This is a genomic window from Bradyrhizobium sp. AZCC 1678 (assembly GCF_036924765.1).
Taxonomy (GTDB): Bacteria; Pseudomonadota; Alphaproteobacteria; order Rhizobiales; family Xanthobacteraceae; genus Bradyrhizobium; species Bradyrhizobium algeriense.
This window is the reverse complement of sequence record NZ_JAZHSE010000001.1, coordinates 335,316-361,045: the sequence shown is the minus strand read 5'-3', so window position 1 is coordinate 361,045 and position 25,730 is coordinate 335,316. Positions and strand designations below refer to the sequence as shown.

The 25,730-nt window shown below is 63.9% G+C and carries 25 protein-coding genes and 1 pseudogene; 13 read left to right on the top strand and 13 right to left on the bottom strand.

Annotation, left to right across the window (positions count from 1 at the left end):
- Positions 1-112: 112 nt before the first annotated feature.
- The 3 genes from mtgA to V1294_RS01780 all read left to right on the top strand — a co-directional run bounded on the left by mtgA (position 113) and on the right by V1294_RS01780 (position 2,017).
- Entirely contained in the window at positions 113-784 is a 672-nt protein-coding gene (gene mtgA / locus V1294_RS01790; RefSeq protein WP_334504454.1) for a monofunctional biosynthetic peptidoglycan transglycosylase, read from the top strand.
- Positions 785-936: 152 nt separating this feature from the next.
- Positions 937-1,119, top strand: coding sequence for a 50S ribosomal protein L32 (gene rpmF, locus V1294_RS01785; RefSeq protein ID WP_028347701.1), 183 nt, complete (start codon positions 937-939; stop codon positions 1,117-1,119).
- Positions 1,120-1,249: 130 nt separating this feature from the next.
- A complete protein-coding gene (locus tag V1294_RS01780) occupies positions 1,250-2,017 on the top strand; it encodes a hypothetical protein (protein WP_334494776.1) in 768 nt (255 codons plus the stop codon).
- A 90-nt stretch (positions 2,018-2,107) separates the two neighbouring features.
- Here the strand turns inward: V1294_RS01780 and V1294_RS01775 are convergent, their stop codons facing one another.
- Complete coding sequence (locus V1294_RS01775) at positions 2,108-2,392, bottom strand: hypothetical protein (RefSeq protein ID WP_334494775.1); 285 nt, start codon at positions 2,390-2,392, stop codon at positions 2,108-2,110.
- Positions 2,393-2,627: 235 nt separating this feature from the next.
- On the opposite strand from V1294_RS01775, the gene V1294_RS01770 reads away from it, so the two are divergent.
- Positions 2,628-4,322, top strand: a complete 1,695-nt coding sequence (locus V1294_RS01770) for a bifunctional diguanylate cyclase/phosphodiesterase (RefSeq protein WP_334494774.1) — start codon at positions 2,628-2,630, stop codon at positions 4,320-4,322.
- Positions 4,323-4,356: 34 nt separating this feature from the next.
- On the opposite strand, the gene phaR is transcribed toward V1294_RS01770, so the two are convergent.
- Positions 4,357-4,956 (bottom strand): polyhydroxyalkanoate synthesis repressor PhaR, encoded by a 600-nt coding sequence (phaR, locus tag V1294_RS01765; protein WP_108512502.1) that lies wholly within the window; start codon positions 4,954-4,956, stop codon positions 4,357-4,359.
- Between the two features lie 305 nt (positions 4,957-5,261).
- Between phaR and V1294_RS01760 the strand changes: the two genes are divergently transcribed.
- From V1294_RS01760 to yddG, 4 genes are all read left to right on the top strand, one after another.
- On the top strand, positions 5,262-6,440 hold the full coding sequence (locus tag V1294_RS01760) for an acetyl-CoA C-acetyltransferase (protein ID WP_334487050.1): 1,179 nt from the start codon (positions 5,262-5,264) through the stop codon (positions 6,438-6,440).
- A 273-nt stretch (positions 6,441-6,713) separates the two neighbouring features.
- Entirely contained in the window at positions 6,714-7,439 is a 726-nt protein-coding gene (phbB, locus tag V1294_RS01755) for an acetoacetyl-CoA reductase (RefSeq protein WP_108512500.1), read from the top strand.
- 171 nt (positions 7,440-7,610) lie between these two features.
- Positions 7,611-8,597 (top strand): IS481 family transposase, encoded by a 987-nt coding sequence (locus V1294_RS01750; protein ID WP_334494773.1) that lies wholly within the window; start codon positions 7,611-7,613, stop codon positions 8,595-8,597.
- Positions 8,598-8,623: 26 nt separating this feature from the next.
- Complete coding sequence (yddG, locus tag V1294_RS01745; protein ID WP_334494771.1) at positions 8,624-9,496, top strand: aromatic amino acid exporter YddG; 873 nt, start codon at positions 8,624-8,626, stop codon at positions 9,494-9,496.
- Between the two features lie 82 nt (positions 9,497-9,578).
- Here yddG and V1294_RS01740 read toward each other — a convergent pair whose 3' ends face one another.
- Entirely contained in the window at positions 9,579-10,010 is a 432-nt protein-coding gene (locus tag V1294_RS01740; RefSeq protein ID WP_417021207.1) for a cupin domain-containing protein, read from the bottom strand.
- A complete protein-coding gene (gene gloB, locus V1294_RS01735; RefSeq protein ID WP_334494769.1) occupies positions 10,010-10,777 on the bottom strand; it encodes a hydroxyacylglutathione hydrolase in 768 nt (255 codons plus the stop codon). Before gloB ends, V1294_RS01740 begins: the two co-directional genes overlap by 1 nt.
- Before the next feature lie 122 nt (positions 10,778-10,899).
- Here gloB and V1294_RS01730 point away from each other — a divergent pair, with 122 nt between their 5' ends.
- Positions 10,900-11,652: a methyltransferase domain-containing protein gene (locus V1294_RS01730; protein WP_334494767.1), complete on the top strand. Its 753-nt coding sequence runs from the start codon at positions 10,900-10,902 to the stop codon at positions 11,650-11,652.
- A gap of 314 nt (positions 11,653-11,966) precedes the next feature.
- Entirely contained in the window at positions 11,967-13,226 is a 1,260-nt protein-coding gene (locus V1294_RS01725; protein ID WP_334494766.1) for an IS110 family transposase, read from the top strand.
- A gap of 218 nt (positions 13,227-13,444) precedes the next feature.
- On the opposite strand, the gene V1294_RS01720 is transcribed toward V1294_RS01725, so the two are convergent.
- The 5 genes from V1294_RS01720 to V1294_RS01700 all read right to left on the bottom strand — a co-directional run bounded on the left by V1294_RS01720 (position 13,445) and on the right by V1294_RS01700 (position 20,536).
- On the bottom strand, positions 13,445-14,194 hold the full coding sequence (locus tag V1294_RS01720; protein WP_334487038.1) for a DUF4167 domain-containing protein: 750 nt from the start codon (positions 14,192-14,194) through the stop codon (positions 13,445-13,447).
- A 489-nt stretch (positions 14,195-14,683) separates the two neighbouring features.
- Positions 14,684-15,556: a peptide chain release factor N(5)-glutamine methyltransferase gene (gene prmC / locus V1294_RS01715; RefSeq protein ID WP_334494764.1), complete on the bottom strand. Its 873-nt coding sequence runs from the start codon at positions 15,554-15,556 to the stop codon at positions 14,684-14,686.
- Positions 15,553-16,632 carry a peptide chain release factor 1 gene (prfA, locus tag V1294_RS01710; RefSeq protein ID WP_334494762.1) on the bottom strand — a complete coding sequence of 360 codons (1,080 nt, stop codon included), beginning with the start codon at positions 16,630-16,632 and terminating at the stop codon, positions 15,553-15,555. Before prfA ends, prmC begins: the two co-directional genes overlap by 4 nt.
- Positions 16,633-16,688: 56 nt before the next feature.
- A complete protein-coding gene (gene ptsP / locus V1294_RS01705) occupies positions 16,689-18,956 on the bottom strand; it encodes a phosphoenolpyruvate--protein phosphotransferase (protein ID WP_334494760.1) in 2,268 nt (755 codons plus the stop codon).
- Positions 18,957-19,282: 326 nt separating this feature from the next.
- Positions 19,283-20,536, bottom strand: coding sequence for an aspartate kinase (locus V1294_RS01700; protein WP_334487026.1), 1,254 nt, complete (start codon positions 20,534-20,536; stop codon positions 19,283-19,285).
- Positions 20,537-20,710: 174 nt separating this feature from the next.
- Between V1294_RS01700 and V1294_RS01695 the strand changes: the two genes are divergently transcribed.
- The 3 genes from V1294_RS01695 to V1294_RS01685 all read left to right on the top strand — a co-directional run bounded on the left by V1294_RS01695 (position 20,711) and on the right by V1294_RS01685 (position 23,112).
- On the top strand, positions 20,711-21,190 hold the full coding sequence (locus V1294_RS01695) for a PH domain-containing protein (RefSeq protein ID WP_334494758.1): 480 nt from the start codon (positions 20,711-20,713) through the stop codon (positions 21,188-21,190).
- 3 nt (positions 21,191-21,193) lie between these two features.
- Entirely contained in the window at positions 21,194-21,955 is a 762-nt protein-coding gene (ubiG, locus tag V1294_RS01690; protein WP_334494756.1) for a bifunctional 2-polyprenyl-6-hydroxyphenol methylase/3-demethylubiquinol 3-O-methyltransferase UbiG, read from the top strand.
- A 257-nt stretch (positions 21,956-22,212) separates the two neighbouring features.
- Complete coding sequence (locus tag V1294_RS01685) at positions 22,213-23,112, top strand: DMT family transporter (RefSeq protein WP_334494754.1); 900 nt, start codon at positions 22,213-22,215, stop codon at positions 23,110-23,112.
- A gap of 124 nt (positions 23,113-23,236) precedes the next feature.
- Here V1294_RS01685 and V1294_RS01680 read toward each other — a convergent pair whose 3' ends face one another.
- From V1294_RS01680 to V1294_RS01665, 4 genes and pseudogenes are all read right to left on the bottom strand, one after another.
- Positions 23,237-23,710: a DUF1178 family protein gene (locus V1294_RS01680; RefSeq protein WP_334494752.1), complete on the bottom strand. Its 474-nt coding sequence runs from the start codon at positions 23,708-23,710 to the stop codon at positions 23,237-23,239.
- A complete protein-coding gene (locus V1294_RS01675; RefSeq protein WP_334494750.1) occupies positions 23,707-24,585 on the bottom strand; it encodes a carbon-nitrogen hydrolase family protein in 879 nt (292 codons plus the stop codon). The genes V1294_RS01680 and V1294_RS01675 overlap by 4 nt, the downstream gene beginning before the upstream one ends.
- Complete coding sequence (gene grxC, locus V1294_RS01670) at positions 24,582-24,854, bottom strand: glutaredoxin 3 (RefSeq protein WP_334487010.1); 273 nt, start codon at positions 24,852-24,854, stop codon at positions 24,582-24,584. Before grxC ends, V1294_RS01675 begins: the two co-directional genes overlap by 4 nt.
- A 28-nt stretch (positions 24,855-24,882) precedes the next feature.
- Positions 24,883-25,693 (bottom strand): annotated as a pseudogene (locus V1294_RS01665) (ComF family protein).
- Positions 25,694-25,730: the final 37 nt, after the last annotated feature.

Here is a 25,730-nt window from a genome sequence, read left to right as displayed (position 1 = left end):
GATCCCGGTCACAAAAGCGCTGGAAAACGCACGAAATATCATGGAGATGTCACGTGGGTGGGGCCAATTCATCGGCCCCGGGCCGGCCTGGGCTAAACCGGAAGCGTCCAATTTGCGCATTGTCCGAATTTTGCTGCTGATCCTGCTCGCGGTGCTGTTGCTGCCCTATCTCGTGACGCCGTTCTACCGAACCGGCCATCCGGTGTCGGTGCTGATGGCCTGGCGCTGGCTCAAGGGCGCGCCGGTGTCCCGGCAATGGGTCGATTTCAAAGCGATTTCGCCCGCACTGCCGCGCTCGGTGGTGGGCTCCGAAGATGCCAGATTCTGCAGCCATCGTGGGGTCGATTGGGACGCGCTGCAGGACGCGATCGACGATGCCGAGGATGGCGAGCCTGCCCGTGGCGGTTCGACCATCACCCAGCAGGTGGCGAAAAACCTGTTCCTGTGGCCGGGCCGCAGCGTGGTCCGCAAGGCGCTGGAACTGCCGCTTGCGATGTGGATCGATCTGGTGCTGCCCAAGCAGCGGATCCTGGAAATCTACCTCAACATCGCCGAGCTCGGGCCATCAGGGCAGTTCGGGGCCGAGGCGGGGTCAATGTACGCGTTCGGCCATTCGGCGGCCACGCTTTCCGCGCGCGAGGCTGCCCTGCTGGCGGCGATCCTGCCCAATCCCGCCAGGCGCAGCGCCCGCAATCCCGGCCCTGGGGTACGCCGTCTGGCCGGGACCTATATGGCCCGGGCCAACGCCGTGCCCCGCTGCTGGACCGAAAATCGTGCTTTTTGAGCCAATTTTCAGTCCCTTTAACCGCAAGCCGGCCTAGCTTTACGCCATCCCATCCTCTATAAGCGCGGCCTTATCGGCATCGCAGCCCGTGCGCGCAGCGCTGGGTCGTCCGTTTCGGACGATGCCTCCGACAACACCCCTAGAGGACCGTTATGGCCGTTCCCAGAAGAAAAACATCGCCCTCGCGGCGTGGCATGCGCCGCTCGGCGGACGCGCTGAAGAAGCCGACCTATGCCGAGGACAAGGATTCCGGCGAGCTGCGCCGGCCGCACCACCTCGACCTCAAGACCGGCATGTACAAGGGCCGGCAGGTGCTGAAAAAGAAGGAATCCTGATCGGATTCGGGGATAAGGCGCCGCTTTTGGCGGCGTCTGCCCGAATTTGGCCAACGAGTGGGCCAACGGTTCCATTGGGCGAAGCGATTGCCCGGGGACAATCCGGTATTCCTAGGAAGGCGCGATACCCATGGTCGGTTTTCCGCTGCTTCTGATTCCGCTCGCGATCTACAACATCATCGTCTTCCTGATGCCCGGCGTATCGTTCACCGAGCCGCTGGATCTGAAGCTGACGTTGATGTCGGGGGCGGAATGGACGGTGACGCTGAGCGACGTACTGCTTACGCTCGCCATCCTGCTGCTGCTTGCCGAAGTCATCAAGGGCGCGCGCCCCGGCGCGAAATACCTCACCGACCATCTGCTGTCGCTGATCGTGTTCGGGGCAGCGGCGGCCGAATTCGTGCTGTGGCCGAAGTTCGGCACGTCGACCTATTTCCTGCTGACGGTGCTGGCGCTGGTGGATTTCCTCTCCGGCCTCGCATTGCGAACGCGACGCCGGGCAGTTGCGGTAGCGGCGGCGCCTGCTCCTGCGCCTCAGCCAAAAGCCACCGAACCTCCGCCAAAAGCTGCCGAAAAAGTCGAGACACCGGCGGCCGAGCCCAAGCTCGACCCCGCGCCGGCTGCCGCACCTGCGTCTGCTGCGCCATCGGTGCCGCCGGCAGTCTCTGTTGCCGAATCCGTGTTGAAGGACCTCGCCGAGCCGAAGCCGGTGCAGCCCGCCGCCGCGCCCGAGGCGGCCCCGCCGAAAACGCCGTCTCCGGAAGTCCATTCATCGGAAGTCGCGTCACCGGAAGTCTCGTCGCCGGAAGTCCAGTCGCCGGAGGTCCCGTCACCGGGACTGCAGCCGGGCCCAGGCTTTCCACCACCGCCGGATAAGCCCGACACGCCTCAGCGCTGATCCATAGCGTTTTCGAGCGCAAGCATGCCCTCGGACTTGATCCGTGGGTGGATCCCGGTTCGCGTCAAGAAAACGCGTCAAAACAAAAAGCTAGATGGTTTGCCGGGTCCGGAAGCCGGTGCCGCAACGCCGGATCTGGCTGGCACCGTAGGCTGTCTGCGCATCCGCCAGCGAAGCCCGCCTCAGGCTGCGGGTCTGCGGCGCCCGGTCGGCAGTCGCGATCAGCTGCGCGACGAAGGTTGGATCGGGCCGTGGCGCCGGTCTCGACGAAAACTGCACGGACTGGGTCACCGGCACCAGCTCGCCGCGGGCCGGCTCGTCGAGGTTGACGAACTCGCCGTCCGAAATTTCGTCTGATCGATCGATATCCAGCATCGCGCACCGAAAACCCGGTTAAACTGTCACGTTTTGGGACGTTACGCCCCACCTGCGATCTGACCTCGCAAGGCCTATGCCGCTTCCTTCCGGTTCGTTCCCGCCGGGTCCGGAAAGTCTGCGAAACGTGGTTTCCGGATTATTTATGAACTTGGCCTAGCCTGCGATTCGAAAGACCCACTATCCTCAGGATGTTGGGAATCACCCCGCTGGTGTCCCGAATTGAGGCGACCCGATGCCCCATGTCCCGCAAGCCGCCAGCATCCTTGCCTCGCTCGGGCAGGCTGCTTTCGTCTGGGACCTGGCGGCCGACACCATCGCCTGGAGCGACAATGCCGGTGCGGTCTTCACCGATATTCCACCGGAGGCGCTGGCCAGCGGTTCCGGCTTCGCCAGGCTGATCGAGCCCTCCGGTTCGATCCGCAGCGAGGCGCTTGCTCAATCGGGGCCGGCGCGGACTGGCGAAGAAGGGGTCGCCTACCGGATCGAATATGGCGTACGGGCCGCGGCCTCGGCGCCCGTGATCTGGATCGAGGAGACCGGTTGCTGGTTTGCCGGGCCCGACGGCAAGCCGGTGCGCGCGCAAGGTATCGTCCGTATCAATAACGAGCGCCACGCCCGCGACGAACAGCTCATGCGGCTGTCGAGGCACGACCCGCTGACCGGTGAACTCAATCGCACGCATCTCGTCGCCTCACTTGCGGAGTCGATCGAAGAAACCATGCGTTTCCGATCGTCCTCCGCTTTCATGCTGATCGGCATCGATCATCTGGCACGCGTCAACGACGCCTTTGGCTTCGATGTAGCGGACGCCGTGATCGCCGAAGTCGGAAAACGCATCCGCGCCAAGCTGCGTGGCGGCGATGTGCTCGGCCGGTTCTCCGGTAACAAGTTCGGGCTGGTCTTGAGGAACTGCACGGTCGATGACACCAATACCGCGGCCGAGCGCTTCCTGGCAGGAATCCGCGACGAGGTGATCCCGACGAAATCCGGCCCGGTCTCGGTGACGGCCTCGATCGGTGCGATCAGCATCCCGCGCTACGCCCGCACTGCCGATGAGGCCATCACCCGCGCCCAGGAAACACTCGATGGCGCCAAGCGCCGCCGCGCCGGATCGTTCTCGCTGTGGCGTCCGAATGTCGAACGCGATGCCCAGCGCCGCGTCAACATCCGCGTCACCGACGAGATCGTCACGGCGCTGAACGAGCGCCGCATCGTCACGGCGTTCGAGCCGGTGGTCGAAGCGCGCTCGCGGCAGCCGGCGTTCTACGAGTGCCTGGTGCGGATGGAGCAGTCGGACGGGCAGGCGTTGCTGGCGCCTGATATCGTTCCGGTCGCCGAGCGATTGGGCCTGATCCGGCTGGTCGATCACCGCGTGCTCGAACTCGTGGTCGCCGAACTTGCGGCGTCGCCAAACGTGCGGCTCAGCCTCAACATCTCGCCCGACACTACCATGGATCCGGACTGGTGGACTTCAATCGAATCGCTGATGCAGGCGCATCCCGGCGCCGGTGAGCGGCTGATCGTCGAAATCACCGAAACGGTTGCGATCCAGGATATCGATGACATCAGGGGCTTCATTACGCGACTGAAAAACTTCGGCAGCCAGATCGCGATCGACGATTTCGGCGCCGGCTACACTTCATTCCGGAATTTGCGCAAGCTCGGCGTCGATATCGTGAAGATCGACGGCGCCTTCGTGCAGAACATCGCGCGCTCCGCGGACGATCGCGCCTTCGTGCATACGCTGATCGATCTGGCCAACCGCCTGCAGATCAAGACGGTGGCGGAATGGGTGCAGGACGAGGAAGCCGCCGTGATGCTGCGCGAATGGGGCTGCGATTACATCCAGGGCCGCCTGATCGGGCTGGCCTCGCCGGAACGGCCGTGGGCCGTGGCGGGAGATGCGGCGCTGCCGGCGGCGGGGTAGATTGTCGTCCCTGCGTTCGCAGGGACGACGATAACTACTCTTCCTTCTTTGGCTCTTTCGACATGCGCTCGAGGCGTTCCTGCATGTCCTTCATCTGGCGGCGAAGATCGTCGATATTGTCTTCGTCGGGCGCCGGCTCCGGCACCTTCTCGGGCTCGGTCGTGCTTGAGCCGGGGCGCGGCGGCACGAACGGCTTGAACATCGAGAACGTCTGCTGAAACAATTCCATGTTGCGGCGGACGTGTTCCTCGAGCGGCGCGAACGGCGTTCCGCTGAAAGTGTTGGTGAGCTGCTTGCGGAATTTTTCCTGTTCGCGCGTCAGCGTGTCGATCGACTGCTCCAGATATTTCGGCACCACCATCTGCATGCTGTCGCCGTAGAAGCGGATCAACTGCCGCAGGAAAGTGGTCGGCAACAGATTCTGTCCGGCCTTGTTTTCCTGTTCGAAGATGATCTGCGCCAGCACCGAGCGGGTGATGTCATCGCCGGTCTTGGCGTCATAGACGAGAAAATCCTCGCCATCCTTCACCATCGCCGCGAGATCCTCGAGCGTCACATAGGTGCTGGTGCCGGTATTATAGAGCCGCCGGTTGGCGTATTTCTTGATGGTCGTAGGTTGATCTGACTTTGCCATGGGCTCACACATCGACACCGAGAGCGGGGAACCCGACGGCATTGCCGACGGGCAGACGAGCAACGCAACGCAGCAAAGTAAGCATTTTCAATGCCGTTCGGCTACCGTTTTGTGCGGCACGGTTAATTCCAAGGCATGGACGCTGCTATGGAAACCCTCACGTGGATCAATTTGAATGCGCCGCGGCAGGATTTTGGGCCCTCGCCGATTGACATGGGTCAACGAGGTTATGAGGATAAGGCGAGAGACAGGCACGCCGTCCGGCCGCCCGCCGTCACAAGAAACCTCAACCTCAGGAGATGTCCATGTCAGACGATGTCGTCATCGTCAGCGCCGCCCGCACCCCGGTCGGCAGTTTCAACGGCGCGTTCGCCACCATGCCTGCCCATGACCTCGGCGCCGTCGCCATCAAGGCCGCGCTTGAGCGGGCCGGCATCGAGCCTGGCCGCGTCTCCGAAGTCATCATGGGCCAGATACTGACGGCAGCCCAGGGCCAGAACCCGGCCCGCCAGGCTTCGATCGCCGCCGGTATTCCGGTAGAAAGCCCGGCCTGGGGCGTCAACCAGCTTTGCGGCAGCGGTCTGCGCACGGTGGCGCTGGGCTATCAGGCACTGCTCAACGGCGATTCCGAAATCGTGGTCGCCGGCGGCCAGGAATCCATGAGCATGGCCCCGCACGCGCAATATCTGCGCGGCGGCGTCAAGATGGGCGGCCTCGAACTGGTCGACACCATGATCAAGGACGGCCTGTGGGACGCCTTCAACGGCTACCACATGGGCAACACCGCGGAGAACGTCGCGCGGCAGTGGCAGATCACCCGCGCCCAGCAGGACGAGTTCGCCGTCACGTCGCAGAACAAGGCCGAGGCCGCGCAGAAGGCCGGCAAGTTCAAGGACGAAATCGTTCCGGTGACCATCAAGACCCGCAAGGGCGATATCATCGTTGCCGACGACGAATATCCGCGCCATGGCGCGACCATCGACGCGATGGCCAAGCTGAAGCCGGCCTTCGAGAAGGATGGCACCGTCACCGCCGGCAGCGCGTCCGGCATCAATGACGGCGCCGCCGCCGTGGTGCTGATGACCGCGAAACAAGCCGCCAAGGAAGGCAAGAAGCCGCTTGGCCGCATCGTGTCCTGGGCTCAGGCCGGCGTCGATCCCAAGATCATGGGCTCGGGCCCGATCCCGGCCTCGCGCGCCGCGCTGAAGAAGGCTGGCTGGAATGTCGGCGATCTCGATCTGGTCGAAGCCAACGAGGCGTTTGCGGCGCAGGCCTGCGCGGTCAACAAGGACCTCGGCTGGGATACCGGCAAGGTCAACGTCAATGGCGGCGCGATCGCGATCGGCCACCCGGTCGGCGCATCAGGCGCGCGCGTGCTGGTGACGCTGCTGCACGAGATGCAGAAGCGCGATGCCAAGAAGGGCCTCGCCACGCTGTGCATCGGCGGCGGCATGGGCATCGCGATGTGCATTGCACGCGACTGAACTAAAGGCAGAGTGACTGGTTGAATGATGAAAAGATCATCTCGCAACCGCAGCTCGAATTGGTAAAGATGAAATGCCCGGTCTCGCGCCGGGCATTTTCATCTTGCGCAAGCGTTTCCAGGAGCGCTGAAAAACAAGAGCGCTTGAAAAACAAGAGCGCTTGAAAACAGGGGCGCAGCAAAACAAGAGCGCTTCAAAACCTGAAGATTGAGTTTCGTCAAAAGACCGGAGCAATTCCGGCATAGAAAGAAGACCACCAAGGAGGATTACGACATGGCACGTGTTGCATTGGTTACGGGGGGGACGAGAGGCATTGGCGCGGCGATCAGCAAGGCGCTGAAGGCTGCGGGCTACACGGTGGCGGCGAGCTACGCCGGCAACGACGCCGCCGCAGAAAAATTCAAATCCGAGACCGGTATCCCCGTCTACAAATGGGACGTCAGCTCGTTCGATGCGTGCGCGGCCGGCGTCAAGCAGGTCGAAGCCGATCTCGGTCCGGTCGACGTGCTGATCAACAACGCCGGCATCACCAAGGACGGTGCCTTCCACAAGATGACGCTCGATCAGTGGAACGCGGTCATCAACACCAATCTCGGCTCGCTGTTCAACATGACGCGCCAGGTGATCGAAGGCATGCGCGCCCGCAAATTCGGCCGCGTCATCAACATCTCCTCGATCAACGGCCAGAAGGGCCAATTCGGCCAGGTCAATTATTCCGCGGCCAAGGCCGGCGACATCGGCTTCACCAAGGCGCTCGCGCTGGAGAACGCCAAGGGCGGCATCACAGTGAATGCGATCTGCCCCGGCTACATTAACACCGAAATGGTGCAGGCGGTGCCGAAGGAGGTGCTGGAGAAAAGCATTCTGCCGCTGATCCCGGTCAATCGCCTCGGCGAGCCCGAGGAAATCGCCCGCGCGGTGGTGTTCCTCGCCGCCGATGAGGCCGGAGGCATCACCGGCTCGACCATGACGGTCAACGGCGGTCAGTACATGGTTTGACTGATTTCCGTCATTGCCTGCGACAAACGCGAAGCGTTTGCGCAAGGGAGCGCTAGCGACGAGGCAATCCATTTTCGCTATGTAAGCAGAAAGATGGATTGCTTCGCTTCGCTCGCAATTGTGCATGTTCACTAATTCGCTGATTGGATCGCTCCTCTGGAGGACGATCCAATGCGCGATAACAGCTATGACCGGACGATTGAACGCAATTACCTGCAGAAGTGGCGGTTCCTGATCCCGGAGTACGAGGCGGTAAAGGCGGGCCGGTCGAAGCTGTTCAAGCGGGTTGGGGATTTCTACCGCCACCACGGAACCTGCTCGCAGACGTTCCGCAAGTATTACAACCGCTATCTGCAGAGCGGCGATGAGGCAGATTTGTTGCCGCGCCGCCGTGGACCCAAATGGCGGGAACGGCGCGAGCCAGAGGGCATCGAGGCGGAGATCGTTGCATGCCGGCAGAAGGGTATGAACCGCTACGAGATCCATGCCGTCTTGCGCGAGCGGCGCGACACGATACCCTCGCCCTCGACCATCTATCGGGTGCTGACACGCTATGGGCTGAACCGCCGCACGCCGGCGATGCGCGAGGAGAAACGCCGCATTATCAAGGACAAGCTCGGAGAGCTCGGCCACGTCGATCTGCATCAATTGCCGCGCGATATGTTTCTCGCGCCACCCCCGGCCACGGCCTACATCGTCAGCCTGATCGACAGTTGCTCGCGGCTGGCCTGGGCCGAGGTCCTGACCTCCAAGAAGGCGCTGCCGGTCATGTTCAAGACCCTGAAAATGATCAACACCCTCAACGTCACCTACGGGCTCGTCTTTACCGAAATCCTGTCCGACAACGGCGCCGAGTTCGCCGCCCGCACCAAGCCGGACGAGCATCCGTTCGAGGCCATGCTGCTCGAGCTCGGCATCAAACACCGCTACACCAGGCCCTATCGGCCGCAGACCAACGGCAAGGTCGAACGCTTCTGGCGCACGCTCGATGAGGACGTCATCGAGGGCGCCACCTTCGACAATCTCGACCACTTCGCCAACGAACTGTTCGAGTACCTGATCTACTACAACAACCACAGGCCCCATCAGGCCTTGGCAGGGCAAACTCCCAAGGCCTTCGCCGCTACCAAGGCCACCGCGATCCAATCAGCGAATTAGTGAACATCGACAGCAATGACGGACCCATGACACCGCGCACCGCTACGCTCATCGGACTGACCGCGATCCTGATGTGGTCGCTGTTGTCGGTCCTGACGGTTGCCACCGGGAAAATTCCCGCGTTCCAACTCGCCGCCATGACATTTGCGATCGGCGCGGCGGTGGCGTTCGCCAGCTTCCTGTTCCGGCCCTCTGCCTTCAACGCGCTTAGGCAGCCGCCGATCGCCTGGGTCGTCGGTGTCGGCGGCCTGTTCGGCTATCACGCGCTGTATTTCCTCGCGCTGCGCTTCGCGCCGCCCGCGGAAGCCGGTCTGCTGAACTATCTCTGGCCACTCCTGATCGTGCTGTTCTCCTCGCTGCTGCCAGGCGAGCGGCTGGCACCGCATCACATCATCGGCGCCGTGTTGGGTCTGGCCGGAACGGTACTGCTGTTCGCCGGCAACACCGGCAGCTTTACGCCGGGCCAGATTCCGGGCCTGGCCGCAGCCTTCGTTGCCGCCTTTGTGTGGGCGGCCTACTCGGTGATGTCGCGCAAGCTCAAGGCGGTGCCGACGGATGCGGTGGCGGGCTTCTGTCTCGCCACTGCGCTGCTGGCCGCGCTCGTCCATGGCATGGTCGAGACCACGGTGTGGCCTGAGACGGTTGGGCAGTGGCTGGCAATCATTGCGCTCGGCGTCGGCCCCGTGGGGGCAGCATTCTTCGTCTGGGACATCGGCATGAAACGCGGCGATATCCGCGTGCTCGGCGCCGCGTCCTACGCGACGCCATTGCTGTCGACGACATTTCTGATTCTCGCCGGCTTTGCGCAGCCGACCGCCACGATCGCCATCGCCGCGATCCTGATCGCCGGCGGCGGCCTGATCGCCGCAAAGGATATGGTTTGGCGGAAGAATCCGTAGGGTGGGCAAAGCGAAGCGTGCCCTCAAAGATACATGTGCAGATTGATGGTGGGCACGCTGCGCTTTGCCCACCCTACAAATTTTACACTGGCTTCCACCCCTTCGGCGCCAGTTCGAATTTCGCAAACTCGAATCCGGGAGCCACGGTGCAGCCTACCAAGGTCCAGTCGCCGGTGCTTTCGGCAGCCTGCCACGCATGCGCGGGCACGACCGCCTGCGGGGTTTCGCCGGCCGTGAGATCGGCGCCGAGTTTGATGCTGCGCTCGCCGTTTCCATCCGCGATTCGCAGCGTCAGCGCGCTGCCCGCATAGTAGTGCCAGGTCTCCACGGCATCGACGCGATGCCAGTGCGAGCGTTCGCCGCGGGCCAGCAGGAAATAGATCGCGGTCGATCGCGAGCGTCCGTCGGCATCCACGCTCGCGTCGCGAAACGTCTCGCGATAGTGCCCGCCTTCCGGATGCGGCTTGAGGTCCAGCCGCGCGATGATCTCGGCGGCCTGTTGCGGCAGCGCCATCAGGACTTGTTCTTGCGTTCGCGGAGTTCGCCGAACACCTCGGCCGCGCCGGCGCCCTTCATGTGCAGCTTCGCCGCCACCGACGGTTCGTCGGCGCGCAGGAACACGTTGGCTTTCTTTTCCTCGCCCAGCAGCACCGGGATCGTCGGCTTGTTTTCCGCACGCAGCCGCGTCACTTCTTCGGCGCGCGCCTTCAGCGCGGGGTTGTCGCCGTCGACTGTCAGCGCGAACTTGACGTTCGATGCCGTATACTCATGGCCGCAATAGAGTTTGAAATCGTCCGGCAGCGCGCGCAGCTTCAACAGCGAATCCCACATCATGGGATAGGTGCCCTCGAACACCCGGCCGCAGCCGATCGAGAACAACGTGTCGGCGGCAAACACCGCCTTTTCGGTGTCGAATACGTAGGAGATATGATCGAGCGTATGGCCGGGCGTTTCCAGCACCCGCGCCAGCAGGCTGCCCACCTTGATCACGTCGCCATGGGCCGCGCGCAGGTCGACATTGGCGATCTTGGTGGATTTGTCGTTGGGGGCGACGACCCGGCAACTATATTTCTGCTTCAGTTCGGCGACGCCGCCGACATGGTCGTAATGGTGGTGGGTGACGAGAATATCCGTCAGCGTCCAGCCCTCGCGCTCCAGCGCCTTGATGATCGGGGCGGCTTCCGGCGCGTCGATCGATGCGGTGGCCTTGGTCGCGGGATCGTGGATCAAATAGCCGAAATTGTCGTTGAGGCAGGTGAAGGTGCGAATTTCTGCGGCCATGATAGCTCCGTGATTAAGGCTTCCAACGCCCCAGTAATTCCAAAGAAATATGGCGTTAACGCTCACGCGGCAATGCCATTTTCGGCGCGCCGCAACGAAACACGGTGTGGTAGATTACGCCCATGACCATCGACGTCATCGATCTCCGCGATTTCTATTCGCAGCGCCTCGGCATCGTGGCGCGGCAGTTGATCAACCGCGGCATCCGGGCACGCTGGCCCGATGCGGCCGGGCAGCGGGTGCTGGGCCTCGGCTATCCGACGCCCTATCTCGGCCTGTTTCGCGAGGATTCCGAGCGCTGCATCGCCTTCATGCCGGCGGCGCAGGGCGTGTTGAAATGGCCGACGGCGCGTCCCGCGCTGGCGACCCTGATCGACGAATTCTCGATGCCGCTGCCGGACGCCGCGGTGGACCGGATCCTGCTGGTCCACGCGCTGGAGATGTCCGACGATCCGGAGCGCCTGCTGCGCGAGGTGTGGCGCGTGCTGGCCCCGTCGGGTCGCCTGATCGCGGTGATTCCGAACCGGCGCGGCGTGTGGACGCGCACCGACAACACGCCGTTCGGTCACGGCCGGCCCTATTCGCGGGCGCAGATCACGCAATTGCTGCGGCAGACCTGGTTTACGCCGGCTTCGTGGGGCGAGGCGCTGTTCCTGCCGCCGGTCGGCAATAGCTGGTTCCTGCGCTCCGCGATGGCGTGGGAGCGCGTTGGCGCCGCGCTGTCGCTGCCGTTCGCAGGCGTCCATATCGTGGAGGCGACCAAGCAGGTCTATCGCGCGATCCCCGCGGGCCGCGAACGCACGCGGCTGATTCCATCGCTGGAGCCGGTGCTGGTGCCGTCGTCGACGGCGACACGGGATAAGTTGGAATCGTAGGGTGGGCAAAGGCGCGTTTGCGCCGTGCCCACCATCTCATTCGCAGTTACGCCAGTAGGTCGGTGGGCACGCTTCGCTTTGCCCACCCTGTACCCTTCTGGCGTTCGGCACCAGTCGTTGATGTAGACTGGCTGCACGGGCCGATCTGCCGGGAGCTGCCTGACCCACCCGTGCTATGAGCCACCTTCGTAGGACCTGCGCCCCGGTGGAGCGGCTGCGATCAATATCCACTAGGAGGTTTGCGCCAAGAGCGCCAGTACAGGGATCGATCGGGATCGCAGTGGGCCCGCTTTGAGAAGCGAGGAGGTCCAGTAATGGTTGAGGATGTGCGTTGGTTTGTCGGGATCGATTGGGCAACACAGAGCCACCGCGTTTGCCTGCTTGATAGCGAAGGAGGACGCATGGGCGAGCGGGAGTTCGCCCATGGCGGAGCCGGACTGACGGAACTGCGAGATTGGTTGCTGCAGAAGACCGGGGCTGCGCCGGGGCAGATCGCCGTCGCGATCGAGATGCCGCATGGTCCCGTGGTGGAGATGCTGCTCGAGCACGGGTTTGTGGTCTTTGCCATCAATCCCAAGCAGCTCGATCGTTTCCGCGATCGCTTCACAGTCGCAGGCGCCAAGGATGACAGCCGAGACGCCCTTGTCCTTGGAGACTCACTGCGTACCGATCGGAAAGCCTTCCGGCAGCTTGCGATCGACAATCCGGTGGTGATCGAGCTGCGCGAGTGGTCGCGCCTCGTGGACGAGTTGCAGCAGGAACGGACGCGTCTGGCCAATCGTCTGCGTCAGCAGCTGTGGCGCTACTATCCGCAGGCGACCGAACTAGCCGATGATGTCGGGGACGACTGGTTCCTGGCGCTGTGGCAAAAGGTGCCGACCCCCGCCGCCGCCGCGAAGGTAACGGAGAAGACGGTTGCGCGCATCCTCAAGGACCACCGCATCCGGCGTCTCGATGCCGCCACCGTGCTGCAGACCTTGCGCAAGACGGCCTTGTTCGTCGCCCCAGGCACGACGGAGGCCGCTTGCGTGCATATCCGCAGTCTCGCGGCGCGCATGCACCTGGTCAATCAGCAGATCAAGGAAGCCCACAACGCCCTGGACGGCCTCTGCGCCGGGCTCGCGGCACCGGACGAGGAGAGCCCGTCGGGGCAGAGCCGTGAGCAGTGTGACGTGGCAATCCTTCGCTCCTGGCCGGGAATCGGCAGGATTGTTCTCGCCACACTGCTCACCGAGGCAGCGCAGCCGCTGCAGGCCCGAGATTATCACGCCTTGCGTGCGCTGGCAGGGGTTGCTCCGGTGACGCGGCAAAGCGGCAAACAACGCTTCGTGATCCGCCGCCACGCCTGCAACAGGAGGCTGCAGACCGCCGTTCATCATTGGTCGCGCGTTGCCATCCAGCACGATGCTGCCGCGCGGCGCCGCTATGATGCCTTGCGGCAGCGCGGCCACGGCCATGCACGTGCGTTGCGTAGCGTGGGCGATCGCCTGCTCTCGGCTCTATGCTCGACCCTCAAGAGCCGGACCCTGTATGATGCCAACCGCGGGAGTTCGCAGATCTCCGTCAAACAGTAAGCCTCATTCCTTGGTTCGGCCGCTTGCGACCATTCCTTCGTCCCGACCTGCCGAACCCGACAGCGACGCGCGCAGACGCTGTCCAGGATGCCATCGGCACCGGCGTAGCCGGCGCGGAGCGTCCTGGACGGCGGCGAGCACGGCGCTACGCTCGTCATTCAAGGACGCCCAGCTCCTTGACGAAAGCTAGGAGGTCCTACGAAAGCTGAGCGAATTACCTACTCATTCCCCGGATTGAAATCTTCGCTGGGCGCGGCAGGTGCGGCCATGCCCTCGGGACGCGGACCGTGCGGCCGGCGGCGCCGGCGCGGGAAACGCTCGCCGCCACGGCCCTCTTCATACCCGCCGGGCGTGCCGTTCACCTGCGGCTGCGGGCCGGTGATGAAGGAGGGCAGGCGATCGACGCCGCCGGTGTCGGTAATCACCGGCTGCGGCTGGGGTTGCGGCTGATATTGCGGTTGCGGACGGTGCTCGCGCTCGCGATGGTGTTCGCGCGGCTGCTGGTCGCGCTGGAAGGGCTGGCCGTCGCCGCGCTGCTCGCGCGGATTGTTGTCGCGGACGTAGGGCTGCGGCTGCTGCGGGACGAAGCCCGGCTCCTGGCCGAAATGCGAGAAGCTCTCGCCGTCGTCGTCGCCGTCTTCCGTCACCGGCTGCATTTCGGTATCGACGCGCGGCTGCGGCTGGTTCTGCCGGAATTGCTCCTGCGCGGCTGCGATCAGGCGGAAATAATGTTCGGCGTGCTGGTAGTAGTTCTCGGCTGCGACCGGGTCGCCGGAAGAGCGCGCGTCGCGCGCCAGCTGAACGTATTTCTCGGCGACGTGCGAGGCGGTGCCGCGGATCTTGATATCGGGCCCGTTCGATTCGAACACCCGGGTCATCGGGTTTTGACCGCGCCGGTTATTATTGTTGTTGTTGCTATTGTTGTTATTCCGGTTACGCATCCGCTTGTTGTTCTGACCGTTTCTCATGTCTCGCCTTTATTCCAGCCCTGAAGTTAATGCAGTTGCCGTCGTAGCCTGATCCGACCCGGCGCGCGTTCAGACGCACCGAATCACGATGCCGTTCAGATTCATGTCGTCGATTTCGCCAACCATCGCGTTCAGCAAAGACGCGTTCCCCCACCGGCGGCGTACAACGCCCGCCGGACCAAATCGTTCAGCCTGCCAAAACCAGCCTAATCGTCTTGCGTGACGACTTTGCGTGACCAGCTGTTGCGTAAGTCTTCAAGCGCAATATCAGGCTTTCGTTCGCTTTACGGTCGAGAGCAGCACAGCTCCAGCTATTGCGCTCAATTCGACCTGCTTTTGGAACCTTTCACCCGGCGGGCTCTCGTTTCGAGAACTCTGGCCTCACCCGCATCGTCTTACGGGGCCAGCAACCCTGGACCGATGTTGTGGCCGGAACGTAGTCGCTCCCGGGGAATATTCCAAGGGGTTTTTTTGCGTTCCAAAAGGACTTTATCGGGCCATTTTGTGACCCGCGACGGCCCTCGGAATGCCCGCCAGGTCGGCTTTGGGGGCTGTCACAGGCATTAACCCTGCGGCCGCCATCAAGGCCTGGATAGGGCCGCTTTGGCCTTGTCCGGCTTCCACAACGAGGGGGGCGCCCGCTGCCAGAAGGCGCGCCGCCTGGGGGATTAGGGCGCGGTAGGCATCCAGCCCGTCGGCGCCGCCATCGAGCGCGGCCGGCGGATCATGATTCCGCACCTCTGCCGCCAGCCCATCGATATCCGCCGTGCGGATATAGGGCGGATTCGAAACGATCAGATCGAACGGGCCGATTAGTCCGCTTGCATAATCGCACGCGATGAACGTCGCGCGATCCGATAGCCCTGCGCGCGCTGCATTGGCTCCGGCGGTTTGCAAGGCGGCTTGCGAAATGTCGGTTCCGAATCCTTGCGCCGCCGGCAATTCGGACAGCAGCGCCAGAAGAATTGCGCCGGTGCCGGTGCCGAGGTCGGCGATGCGCAACGGGCGATCGAGGTCGCCATCGGCGCGCAACAGCTCCAGCGCCAGTTCGACTACCGTCTCGGTATCGGGCCGCGGCACCAGTGTCGCGGATGAGAGCTGCAGCGGCAGGCCCCAAAATTCCTTCTCGCCGAGAATGCGCGCAACCGGCTCGCCCGCGAGACGACGGCGCGCGAAGTCCTCGAGGCGTGCCGATTCGTCCGGGGTGAGTTGGCGGCGTGCGGCCGATATCAAGCCGGTCAGGTCGAGGCCAAGTGCATGGCCCGTCAGGAGCCGCGCGTCGAGTTCGGCGGATTCGACGGCGGCGGTTTTGAGTCGCGCGGTGAGCGCGCGCCGCGCGGCCTCGACGGTCGGTGCGCTCACGCCACCGCGCCTTGCGCAGCAAGCTGGGCGGCCTGATGCTCAGTCGTCAGCGCGTCGATCAATTCGCCCAGCGCCTCGCCCGAAATCACCTGCGGCAATTTGTAGAGCGTCAGGTTGATGCGGTGGTCGGTGACGCGGCCTTGCGGGAAATTATAGGTGCGGATGCGCTCGCTTCGGTCGCCGGAGCCGACCTTCTCCTTGCGATCCGCGGAGCGCGCGGCATCGACGCGCTGGCGTTCGGCGTCATAGATGCGTGAGCGCAGGATGTTCATCGCGGAGGCGCGGTTCTTGTGCTGCGAGCGGCTGTCCTGCATCATCACCACAATGCCGGTCGGAATATGGGTGATGCGGATGGCCGATTCGGTCTTGTTGACGTGCTGGCCGCCGGCGCCCTGCGCGCGCATGGTCTCGATCCGCAGATCGTCGTTCTTGATGTCGACATCGACGTCCTCGACCTCGGGCAGCACGGCGACCGTTGCCGCCGAAGTGTGAATGCGCCCCTGCGTCTCGGTGTCGGGCACGCGCTGTACACGATGCACGCCGGACTCGAACTTCAGCTTGGCGAACGCGCCGCGGCCCTGCACTTCGGCGATGATTTCCTTGAAGCCGCCCATGGTGCCTTCGGAGGCCGAGATCACCTCGACCTTCCAGCCCTGCAGGCCGGCAAACCGTTCATACATCCGGAACAGGTCGCCGGCGAACAGCGAGGCTTCGTCACCGCCGGTGCCGGCGCGGATTTCCAGCATCACGTTGCGGTCGTCCATGGCGTCCTTGGGCAGCAGCGCCACGCGGATCTTCTGCTCCAGTTCGGCCACGCGCGCCTGCAGCGTCTCGAGCTCGGTTTCGGCCATGCTGCGTATTTCCGGATCGCTGGCGGAATCCGCCATCAGCGATTCGGCGCCCGCAATCTCGGCCCGTGCCGCGCGATAGTCTTTCACCGCGTCGATCAGCGGGTTGAGCTCGGCGAGCTCGCGCGTGATCTGGACGTATTTCTCGGAATTCACCTGGCCCAGCAACTCGGATTCGAGCGAGGCGTGGTGGGCGAGCAGGATATCGAGTTTGGCTTCGGGTAGCATGGCGTTGTTCTCAGGGCAGCAGATGCGGACGGCTAAGTTGGCGGGACAGAGCCTCGCTACAACGACAGCCCCTCGGCTTCCGCGAATTCCGTCAGTTTCTTCCGGATCGAGACGCTGCCGGCCGGCGCGTCAATCAGCGGCATCAGGACAGACTCGGCCTTCTTGGCGTCGAGGTCGAGGATCATCGCCTTCACCGGACCGTGCCCGGTGGCGGACAGCGACAGCGAGCGGTAACCCAGCGCAATCAGGGCCAGCGCGCCGAGCGGCTTTGAGGCCATCTCGCCGCAGAGCGACGCCGTCTTCTTTGCCGCATCGGCCTTGCGCACGATGTCGCGCAGCGCACGCATGATCGGCGCCGACATGGTGTCGAACCGTTCGGAAACCTTGGCGTTGCCGCGATCGACCGCGAACATGAACTGGAACAGGTCGTTCGATCCGACCGAAACGAAATCGACCTTTTTTAACAGTTCGTCGAGCTGATAGAGCAGCGCCGGCACTTCCACCATGGTGCCGACGTCGATCCGTTCCGGCAGCGCATGGCCGTGCTGGCGCAAATAGGTCAGCTCGCGCTCGACAATCGCCTTGGCCTGGTCGAATTCGGCGACATCGGAAATCATCGGGAACATGATCTTCAGCGCGCGGCCGCCGCCGGCCCGCAGCAACGCGCGGATCTGGCCGCGCAATAGTCCTGGCCGGTCCAGCCCGAGCCGGATCGCCCGCCAGCCGAGCGCGGGATTTTCCTCGACCACGGTCTCCATATAGGGCAGCGCCTTGTCGCCGCCGATATCGAGGGTGCGGAACGTCACGGGCTTGGAGCCGGCGGCGTCCAGTACGGTGCGATAGAGCGCCAGCTGGTCGGAGGATCGCGGCAGGCTCTGGCCGACCATGAACTGCAACTCGGTGCGGAACAGCCCGATGCCGGCGCTACCGGTGTCGTCGATATGCGGCAGGTCGATCACGAGGCCCGCATTGATCATCAGTTCGACCGGCTGGCCGTCCTTGGTGACGCAAGGCATGTCGCGCAGCGCGGCATACTGCGCCTGCCGCCGCGCACGAAACCGCACCCGCTCGGCATAGGCCGATTCGATCTCGGCCGAGGGGCGGACATAGATCGAGCCCGAAGTGCCGTCGACGATGATGGCGTCGCCGGGATCGGCGATGCCGGGCGCGTTCGGCACCTCGCCGACGGCGGGGATACCGAGTGCGCGCGCCACGATCGAGACGTGGGAGTTGGCGGTGCCTTCCTCCAGCACCAGTCCGCGCAGGCGCTTGCGGTCATAGTCGAGCAGCGCCGCGGGGCCCATCGCGCGCGCGATCAGGATGGCGTTTTCGGGAAGCTGCTCGCGCGACGGCGCGTGGTCCTGCCCCACCAATTGCCGCATCAAGCGGTGGCCGAGATCTTCCAGATCGTGCAGGCGGTCGCGCAAATAGGGATCGGTCGAGCGCAGCATGCGCGCGCGGGTGTCGGACTGCACGCGTTCGACGGCGGCTTCGGCGGTGAGGCCGGTGGCGACCGCCTCGTGCAATTTGTGCGACCAGCCGTGGTCGTTGGCGAACATCCGATAGGCTTCCAGCACCTCGCGGTGCTCGCCGCCCTCGGCGACGTCGCCGCGCTCCAGCATGCGGTCGAGGTCGGCGCGCAGCTTGGTCAGCGCCGCATCCAGCTTCTTGATTTCCTTCGGCAGGTCTTCGGCGATGTAGTTGGTGATGACGACGCGCGGCTCGTGCAGCACGACATGGCCGAGCGCGATGCCGTCGGAGAGGATCGCGCCTGTCTTGTGCAGGGAATGCCGCGCCGCTGGTTCCGCGCCGGGTTGTGCCAGCGCCGCCAGTTCGCCGGAGGCGATCATTTCCGCCAGCACCATGGCGGTGGTCTGCAGCGCCTCGACCTCTTCCTCGACATAGGTGCGCTTGGCGCGGTTCTGGACGACCAGCACGCCGAGCGTGTTGCCGGCCCGCAGGATCGGCACGCCGAGGAACGAATGGTAGATTTCTTCGCCGGTCTCGGGGCGGAACGAGAAGGCCGGGTGGTTTTGCGCGTCCGAGAGGTTGAGCGGGCTCGCCTCGCTGGCGACCAGGCCGACGAGGCCCTCATGCGCGTTCAGCACCGTTCGGTGCACCGCGTCGCGGTTCAGACCTTCGGTGGCATAGAGTTCGAGCGTGTTATCGATGCGCAGCACGTAGCAGGAGCAGACCTCGGCCACCATGTTGGCCGCGATCAGCACCACGATCTTGTCCAGGCGCTCCTGCGCCGAGACCTTCTCCGCCATGGTTTCGCGGAGCCGTCTCAACAAGACGCGGGGGCCTCCCGACGTGCTCCGCATGTGCTGGTATCCTCCCCCGCGAGTCCAGCCTGCCGGGTGGCCGGCAGCTGGCGTGAAACGCACGAAACACTACAATTTTATTCATTCGGCGCGACCGCAGGCACCTGATCCCGGCCGAATCGGGATCGCCAAAACCGTGGCGCAGTTTGCGGCAACCCACCTCATAGGCCGTATAGCCAATCGAGGCTTGTTTTGCCAAGCAAAACGCTTGCCAGAAGCAATAACGTGTATGTCAGAGCCGATGCTGCGCCAGCGAAGTGCATGGCCTGCCAAAACGCCGCCGGTTTGGCGATCAGACCATGCGCTAAATTTGAGAGAAAATCGTTCTAAGTCTGGTCGAGCCCGTAGAGCGTGTGCAGCGTGCGCACCGCAAGTTCGGTATAGGCGGCGTCGATCAGCACCGAAAACTTGATCTCGGAGGTGGTAATGGCGCGGATATTGATATTGCGCTCGGACAACGCCTTGAACGCCTTCGCCGCGACGCCAGCATGGCTGCGCATGCCGCTGCCGATCACGGAGACCTTCGACACGTCGGTGGCACTGTCGAGCCTGATATAGCCGATCTTGCCCTTCGACGAGGTAATGGTGTCGCGGGCGCGGTTATAGTCGGAGGCCGGAACGGTGAAGGTGAGGTCGGTGGTCTTGCCGTCCTCGGAGACGTTCTGGACGATCATGTCGACATTGATGTTGGCATCCGCCAGCGGCCCGAAGATCGCGGCGGCGACGCCGGGCTTGTCCTCGATCTGGCGCAGGGAAATCTGGGCTTCGTCCTTGGTGAAGGCGATGCCGGTGACGACGTGGCTTTCCATGATTTCCTCCTCGCTGCAGATCAGCGTGCCTGGCGGCGTGCCGTGCGGGTCGATATCCTCGGGCTTGTCGAAGCTGGAACGGACGAACACGGGCATGTTGTGCACCATGCCGAGTTCCACCGAGCGCACCTGCAGGACCTTGGCGCCCAGCGACGCCAGTTCCAGCATATCCTCGAAGGCGATCTTGTCGAGCCGCCGCGCCTTGGGAACCACCCGCGGATCGGTGGTGTAGACGCCGTCCACGTCGGTATAGATGTCGCAGCGGTCGGCGCGGATCGCGGCCGCAATGGCCACCGCCGAGGTGTCCGAGCCGCCGCGCCCGAGCGTGGTTACCCGGTTGGTCTGCGGATTGATGCCCTGAAAGCCGGCAATGACGGCGACTTCCTTGCGATCCTTGAAGCGGGCACTGATCTCGGTGCCGTCGATCTCCAGAATCCGCGCCGAGGCGTGGGCGTCGGAGGTCTTGATCGGGATCTGCCAGCCCTGCCAGGAGCGGGCCTGGATCCCCATGCCCTGCAACACGATCGCGAGCAGGCCCGAGGTCACCTGTTCGCCGGATGCCACCACGGCGTCATATTCCCGCGCATCATGCAGCGGCGAGGCGTCGCGGCACCATTCCACCAGCTCGTTGGTCTTGCCGGCCATGGCCGACACGACGATGGCGACATCGTGTCCGGCATCGACTTCGCGCTTGACGTGACGCGCGACGTTGCGGATTCGGTCGATGTTTGCGACGGACGTACCGCCGAATTTCATCACGAGGCGGCCCATGACGACGCGTGCATTCCCTGTGAGGATAAGTTAGGTGACCCGTACGGAAAGTGGAGCGCCCGGGCCGAAAGCGGCGTATACATAGCGGCGCGGTCCGGAGCAAGCAACCAGCTTCGTTTTCGGCCCAAAAATGGCGCAAATGGCTGTGGTAGCGGGTTAATTCAGGGTAGGCGTATGGGCCGTTATATCGATGATATCCTGCAGCCCGGCGAGAGGGTGCTGTATTCGACCAACGCGCACTGGATATTTTTCCTGCCTGCGATCGCGGGCTGGGTCGTGGCGATCGCGTTTCTGGTGCTCTCCCGCCTGGTCGCGGCCGACACGCCGATGTTGCTGTGCCTGTCGATGGCCGCGATATCAGCGATTTTCGCGCTGTACAAAACGGCCACCGCCTGGTTCTACCACTGGACCACCGAGACTGACGTTACGAATATGCGCGTGGTCCACAAGACCGGCTTCATCAAGCGGCAAACGTTCGAGATGGGCATCGACAAGGTCGAGAGCGTCGACGTCAACCAGAGCATTCTCGGCCGCATCCTCAATTACGGCGACGTGTCGATCTTCGGAGTCGGCGAGGGCAACAAGACGATCGACACCATTGCGTCGCCGCTGGCGTTTCGCAATGCCATCACGACGCGACCGCCCGGCACCTGACCCATGGCCATGCAGCAAAATTCCTCCGCCGGATTCTCCGGTTCCACGGTCGACCCCGCCGAAGTCGCAAAATTTTCAAAATTATCCGACGAGTGGTGGGACCCCAAAGGCAAGATGGCTCCGCTGCACAAGATCAATCCGCTGCGGCTGGCCTATATCCGCGACGCCGCATGCCGCAAGTTCGACCGCAACGCCAGGAGCCTGAGTTGCCTGTCGGGCCTGCGCATCCTCGATATCGGTTGCGGCGCGGGGCTGTTGTGCGAGCCGTTCACCCGGCTGGGCGCGCAGGTGATCGGGATCGATCCGTCCGCGACCAACATCGCCGCCGCGAGGCTGCATGCCGACAAGGGACATCTGTCGATCGACTACCGCTGCACCACGGTCGAGACGATGGACGTGCGCGAGCGCTTCGACGTCGTGCTGGCGATGGAAGTGATCGAGCATGTCACCGATGTCGGCGCGTTCCTCTCTCGCTGTGCGGCCATGGTCAAGCCGGGCGGCTTGATGGTGGTCTCGACGCTGAACCGCAACTGGAAGAGCTTTGCGCTCGCGATCGTCGGCGCCGAATATGTGCTGCGCTGGCTGCCGCGCGGCACCCACCAGTGGGACAAGTTCGTTACCCCCGACGAACTCGCCCGGCATCTCGCCCACAACAAGCTCACCATCACCGAGCAGGCCGGCGTGGTCTATAACCCGCTCGCCGATCGATGGAGCATCTCGTCCGACATGGACGTGAATTACATGGTGGTGGCGGAGGGGGCGTAGGAGTTTTGTGGTGGGCACGCTAGCCGCATCAGCGGTGTCGTCCCTGCGAACGCAGGGACCCATAACCACATGTGTTCGTTGTCGCGCGAAAGCCGTCGACTAGCGGAATAAAATTGAGAAGCCGCGGCGTATGGGTCCCTGCGTTCGCAGGGACGACACTGCGTTTTTGGCCAGATGCAATCCTGTCATGACGCTGTTCCCGTTGACCTGACGCATCCCGCCCGGCACGGTGCGTCAGCATCCCGCCGGTATTTCCCATGCTCTCCGTCGCCACGCTCTGGATTCCCTTCACCATCATCGCTGCGCTGGGCCAGGTCGCCCGCAATGCGATGCAGCGGTCGTTGACGGGTCCGCTCGGGACCTGGGGCGCAACCAACATTCGTTTCCTGTTCGGCTTTCCGTTCTCGATCATCTTCTTCGCGGTCGTGATAGCCGTGACCGGCGACGGCGTGCCGTGGCCGACCGCCGCCTTCTGGCCGTGGCTGTTGCTCGGCGCACTCAGCCAGATCGTCGCCACCGGTTTGATGTTGCTGGCGATGAACGATCGCTCCTTCGTCGTGACGACGGCGTACCTCAAGACCGAAGCGATCCAGACCGCGATCTTCGGCTTCATCTTCCTCAGCGACCATTTAACGGTGCTGAAAGTGATCGCGATCCTGATCGCGACCATCGGCGTGGTCATCACGGCGCTGCGGCCGGGCGGCGAAAAAGGCTTTGCGGAGTTGAAGCCAACGATCATCGGTCTGGTCGCTGCCGGTTGCTTCGCGCTTTCGGCGATCGGCTTTCGCGGCGCCATCATCACCGTGCCCGGCGTCTCCTTCGTAACGGCGGCGTCCTATACGCTGGTGTTCGGCCTGTTCGTGCAGACACTGGTGCTGACGATTTATCTGCTCGCCCGCGCGCCCGATGTGCTGGTGAAGATTTTCGGCCTGTGGCGGCCCTCGATGCTCGCGGGCTTCATGGGCGCGTTCGCCTCGCAGTTCTGGTTCCTGGCGTTTGCGCTGACGGCGGCCGCCAATGTGCGGACGCTGGCGCTGGTCGAGGTGCTGTTCGCGCAGGCGGTGGCGTATTATTCGTTCAAGCAGCCGCTATCGGCGCGTGAACTGGCCGGCATCGTACTGATCGTGGCCGGCGTGGCGTTGCTGGTAGCTGCTTGATTCGGGAATCGTGGGGTGGGCAAAGGCGCGTTTGCGCCGTGCCCACCATCTTCCGCCACAGGATATTAGCTGTGAAATGGTGGGCACGCTTCGCTTTGCCCACCCTACGAAAACGCGCCGCGCATCAATTCCTGTCTTCCGGCAGCACCGGCAGCGGCGAGACCTCGACGCCTTCGTCGATCAGCGCGCGCGCTTCGTCCGGCGAGGCCTCGCCGTAGATCGGGCGATGCTCGATATCGCCGTAATGCATCTTGCGCGCTTCGTTGGGGAAGCGCTCGCCGACATTGTCGGCATTTTTGACGATGTGATCGCGCAATTCCTTGAGCTTGGCGCGCAGCTCGCGCTCCTGCGCCATCAGGAGTGGCGTCGATTCCGATGATGCCGTTGCTTCCGCAGGCGCTGCCGGCGTAGGCCGGGCGGCCTCGCGGCCCTTCTTGCTCACGATCTGCGGGGCCATGATGGCGCGCTCGACCTTGACAGAGCCGCAGGCGGGGCAGCTCACCAGTTTGCGCTTTTCCTGGCTTTCATAGGCCGCGGAGCTTTGAAACCAGCTTTCGAACGCATGGCCCTTCTCGCAGCGAAGGTTGTAGCGGATCATGCCGAACCCCGGACCAGATGCAGATGCTCGGGGCCGGCCTTGGGATCGGCAATGCCGAAGCGGCGTCCGTGCTGCAGCGACGGCACAGCCTTGCGTGCGGTCTCAACCTTCGACGGGTCGATCTGCGCAAGGAAAACGCCGGGCTCGACGCCGCCCTCGGCGAGAATCTCGCCCCAGGGGGCGATGATCAGCGAATGGCCGTAGGTCTCGCGCTTGTTCTCATGCATGCCGGCCTGCGCCGCGGCGAAGACGAAGCAACCGGTCTCGATGGCGCGGGCGCGCAACAGCGTGTGCCAATGCGCCTCGCCGGTCTTTCTGGTGAAGGCCGACGGCACGGTGAGGAACGACGCGCCGGCTTCGGCCAATGCGCGATAGAGCGCCGGAAAGCGCACGTCGTAACAGATCGTGAGACCAATCCGGCCCCACGGCAGATCCGAGATCACGGCCGTTTCGCCCGGCTGATAATTGGCTGACTCGCGATAGCTCTCGCCGCCGGGCAGATCGATATCGAACATATGGATCTTGTCGTAGCAGGCGAGCAGATTGCCGTCGGGCCCGATCAGGAAGGAGCGATTGACCGCGCGCTCCGGCGAAAAGCGCAGCGCCAGCGAGCCGATATGGAGATGGATCTTCAATTCCGCGGCGAGCGCACGATAGGCCTTCAGCGAGAGATCGCCTTCCTCTGGCGCGAGATGCTCGAACAGCGCCTTGCGGTTCAGTTGCATCATGTTGCTCACCTCGGGGGTAAGCACGTAATCGGCGCCTTGGGCTGCGGCCTCGCGAATCAGCTTGGTGCCTTGCTCGAGGCTCGGCTCGGGCAACAGCCCGGTGCGCATCTGCACCATGGCGGCGGTAAAGGTCGAGCCAGCGCTCATGAGGAAGCCTCTTCTCCCGCCAGCAGGCCATCGAGCTTGCCCGCGCGGTCCAGCGCGTAGAGCTCGTCACAGCCGCCGACATGGGTTGTGCCGATAAAAATCTGCGGAAAGGTCGAGCCGTGGCCGGCGCGATCGTACATCTGCTCGCGATAGGCCGCGTCGGTCGCCACGTTCAATTCCGTGAACGCGGCGTTCTTGCGCGTCAGCAACGATTTGGCAGCGGTACAATAGCCGCAGCCCGGGCGGGTGTAGATTTCAATGGCAGTCATGGCGCGCTCTGGTTGGCAAGTGTTTGAATTATATGGGAGCGCGGTGGCTGTCCACAACCCGCGCGAATACCAGTACGTCGACCTGTGCGGCTTTGGCGCGCAGTAGCGCCCGGGCGCAGGCGTCGGTCGTGGCGCCTGACGTCAGCACATCGTCGATCAGGATGACACGGCGGCCCTGGATATCAGCGCATGCGATCGGCGGCGACCTTGAAGGCGCCCTGCACATTGCTGGCACGCTGCGGACGGGACAGGCCAATTTGTTGCTCGGTCGCGCGAATGCGGCGAAGCGCCTCGGAGGCCAGTTTTACGCCGCTTTGGCGCGAAATCACCAGCGCCAGCGCGCCGGACTGGTTGTAGCGGCGGCTCCAGCCGCGCCGCCAGTGCAGCGGAACCGGCACCAGCACGTCGGCCTCTGCGAGCAATTCCTGGCCGGCGCGGGCCATCCAGCGGCCCATCGCGGGCGCCAGATCGGTGCGGTCCTGGTATTTCAGCGAATGAACCAGCGTGCGGGCGACGTCGTCATAGCGCACCGCGGCGCGGGCGCGCTGGTAGGCCGGTGGGCTGGCGATCGCTTCCATCGACAGCAATTCCGGACCGGGATCGTACACAAAGGGAATGCCGAGCCGCGGACAGAACGGCGGCGCGATGAACGACAGTTTCGCCCAGCACGCCGCGCAGACGCCCTCGCCATCGACCGGCTCGCGGCAGGAAACGCACAGCGTCGGCAGCGCGATGTCGAGCGCAAGCCGCGGCAGATGCGCAAACGCGTCGCGGCAGGCGCTCAACGCGCCGCGAAGATGGCTGGAAATGGAGCGTGGTGGTGATGCCTCGGCGTCCATCGGGAGAAGCTAGCGCCGTCCTGCACCACGCTCAAGT

Excerpts from the sequence above, each read along its gene's own strand:
- yddG (WP_334494771.1), top strand. The coding sequence starts at position 8,624 with ATGACACCGCGCACCGCTACGCTCATCGGACTGACCGCGATCCTGATG.
- V1294_RS01700 (WP_334487026.1), bottom strand. The coding sequence starts at position 20,536 with ATGGGCCGCCTCGTGATGAAATTCGGCGGTACGTCCGTCGCAAACATC.
- ubiG (WP_334494756.1), top strand. The coding sequence starts at position 21,194 with ATGGCCATGCAGCAAAATTCCTCCGCCGGATTCTCCGGTTCCACGGTC.
- V1294_RS01770 (WP_334494774.1), top strand. The coding sequence starts at position 2,628 with ATGCCCCATGTCCCGCAAGCCGCCAGCATCCTTGCCTCGCTCGGGCAG.
- V1294_RS01750 (WP_334494773.1), top strand. The coding sequence starts at position 7,611 with ATGCGCGATAACAGCTATGACCGGACGATTGAACGCAATTACCTGCAG.
- V1294_RS01675 (WP_334494750.1), bottom strand. The coding sequence starts at position 24,585 with ATGAGCGCTGGCTCGACCTTTACCGCCGCCATGGTGCAGATGCGCACC.
- V1294_RS01695 (WP_334494758.1), top strand. The coding sequence starts at position 20,711 with ATGGGCCGTTATATCGATGATATCCTGCAGCCCGGCGAGAGGGTGCTG.
- V1294_RS01780 (WP_334494776.1), top strand. The coding sequence starts at position 1,250 with ATGGTCGGTTTTCCGCTGCTTCTGATTCCGCTCGCGATCTACAACATC.
- V1294_RS01730 (WP_334494767.1), top strand. The coding sequence starts at position 10,900 with ATGACCATCGACGTCATCGATCTCCGCGATTTCTATTCGCAGCGCCTC.
- V1294_RS01680 (WP_334494752.1), bottom strand. The coding sequence starts at position 23,710 with ATGATCCGCTACAACCTTCGCTGCGAGAAGGGCCATGCGTTCGAAAGC.
- ptsP (WP_334494760.1), bottom strand. The coding sequence starts at position 18,956 with ATGCGGAGCACGTCGGGAGGCCCCCGCGTCTTGTTGAGACGGCTCCGC.
- phbB (WP_108512500.1), top strand. The coding sequence starts at position 6,714 with ATGGCACGTGTTGCATTGGTTACGGGGGGGACGAGAGGCATTGGCGCG.
- V1294_RS01725 (WP_334494766.1), top strand. The coding sequence starts at position 11,967 with ATGGTTGAGGATGTGCGTTGGTTTGTCGGGATCGATTGGGCAACACAG.
- phaR (WP_108512502.1), bottom strand. The coding sequence starts at position 4,956 with ATGGCAAAGTCAGATCAACCTACGACCATCAAGAAATACGCCAACCGG.
- rpmF (WP_028347701.1), top strand. The coding sequence starts at position 937 with ATGGCCGTTCCCAGAAGAAAAACATCGCCCTCGCGGCGTGGCATGCGC.
- gloB (WP_334494769.1), bottom strand. The coding sequence starts at position 10,777 with ATGGCCGCAGAAATTCGCACCTTCACCTGCCTCAACGACAATTTCGGC.
- V1294_RS01775 (WP_334494775.1), bottom strand. The coding sequence starts at position 2,392 with ATGCTGGATATCGATCGATCAGACGAAATTTCGGACGGCGAGTTCGTC.
- V1294_RS01740 (WP_417021207.1), bottom strand. The coding sequence starts at position 10,010 with ATGGCGCTGCCGCAACAGGCCGCCGAGATCATCGCGCGGCTGGACCTC.
- V1294_RS01760 (WP_334487050.1), top strand. The coding sequence starts at position 5,262 with ATGTCAGACGATGTCGTCATCGTCAGCGCCGCCCGCACCCCGGTCGGC.
- grxC (WP_334487010.1), bottom strand. The coding sequence starts at position 24,854 with ATGACTGCCATTGAAATCTACACCCGCCCGGGCTGCGGCTATTGTACC.
- prfA (WP_334494762.1), bottom strand. The coding sequence starts at position 16,632 with ATGCTACCCGAAGCCAAACTCGATATCCTGCTCGCCCACCACGCCTCG.
- V1294_RS01720 (WP_334487038.1), bottom strand. The coding sequence starts at position 14,194 with ATGAGAAACGGTCAGAACAACAAGCGGATGCGTAACCGGAATAACAAC.
- V1294_RS01685 (WP_334494754.1), top strand. The coding sequence starts at position 22,213 with ATGCTCTCCGTCGCCACGCTCTGGATTCCCTTCACCATCATCGCTGCG.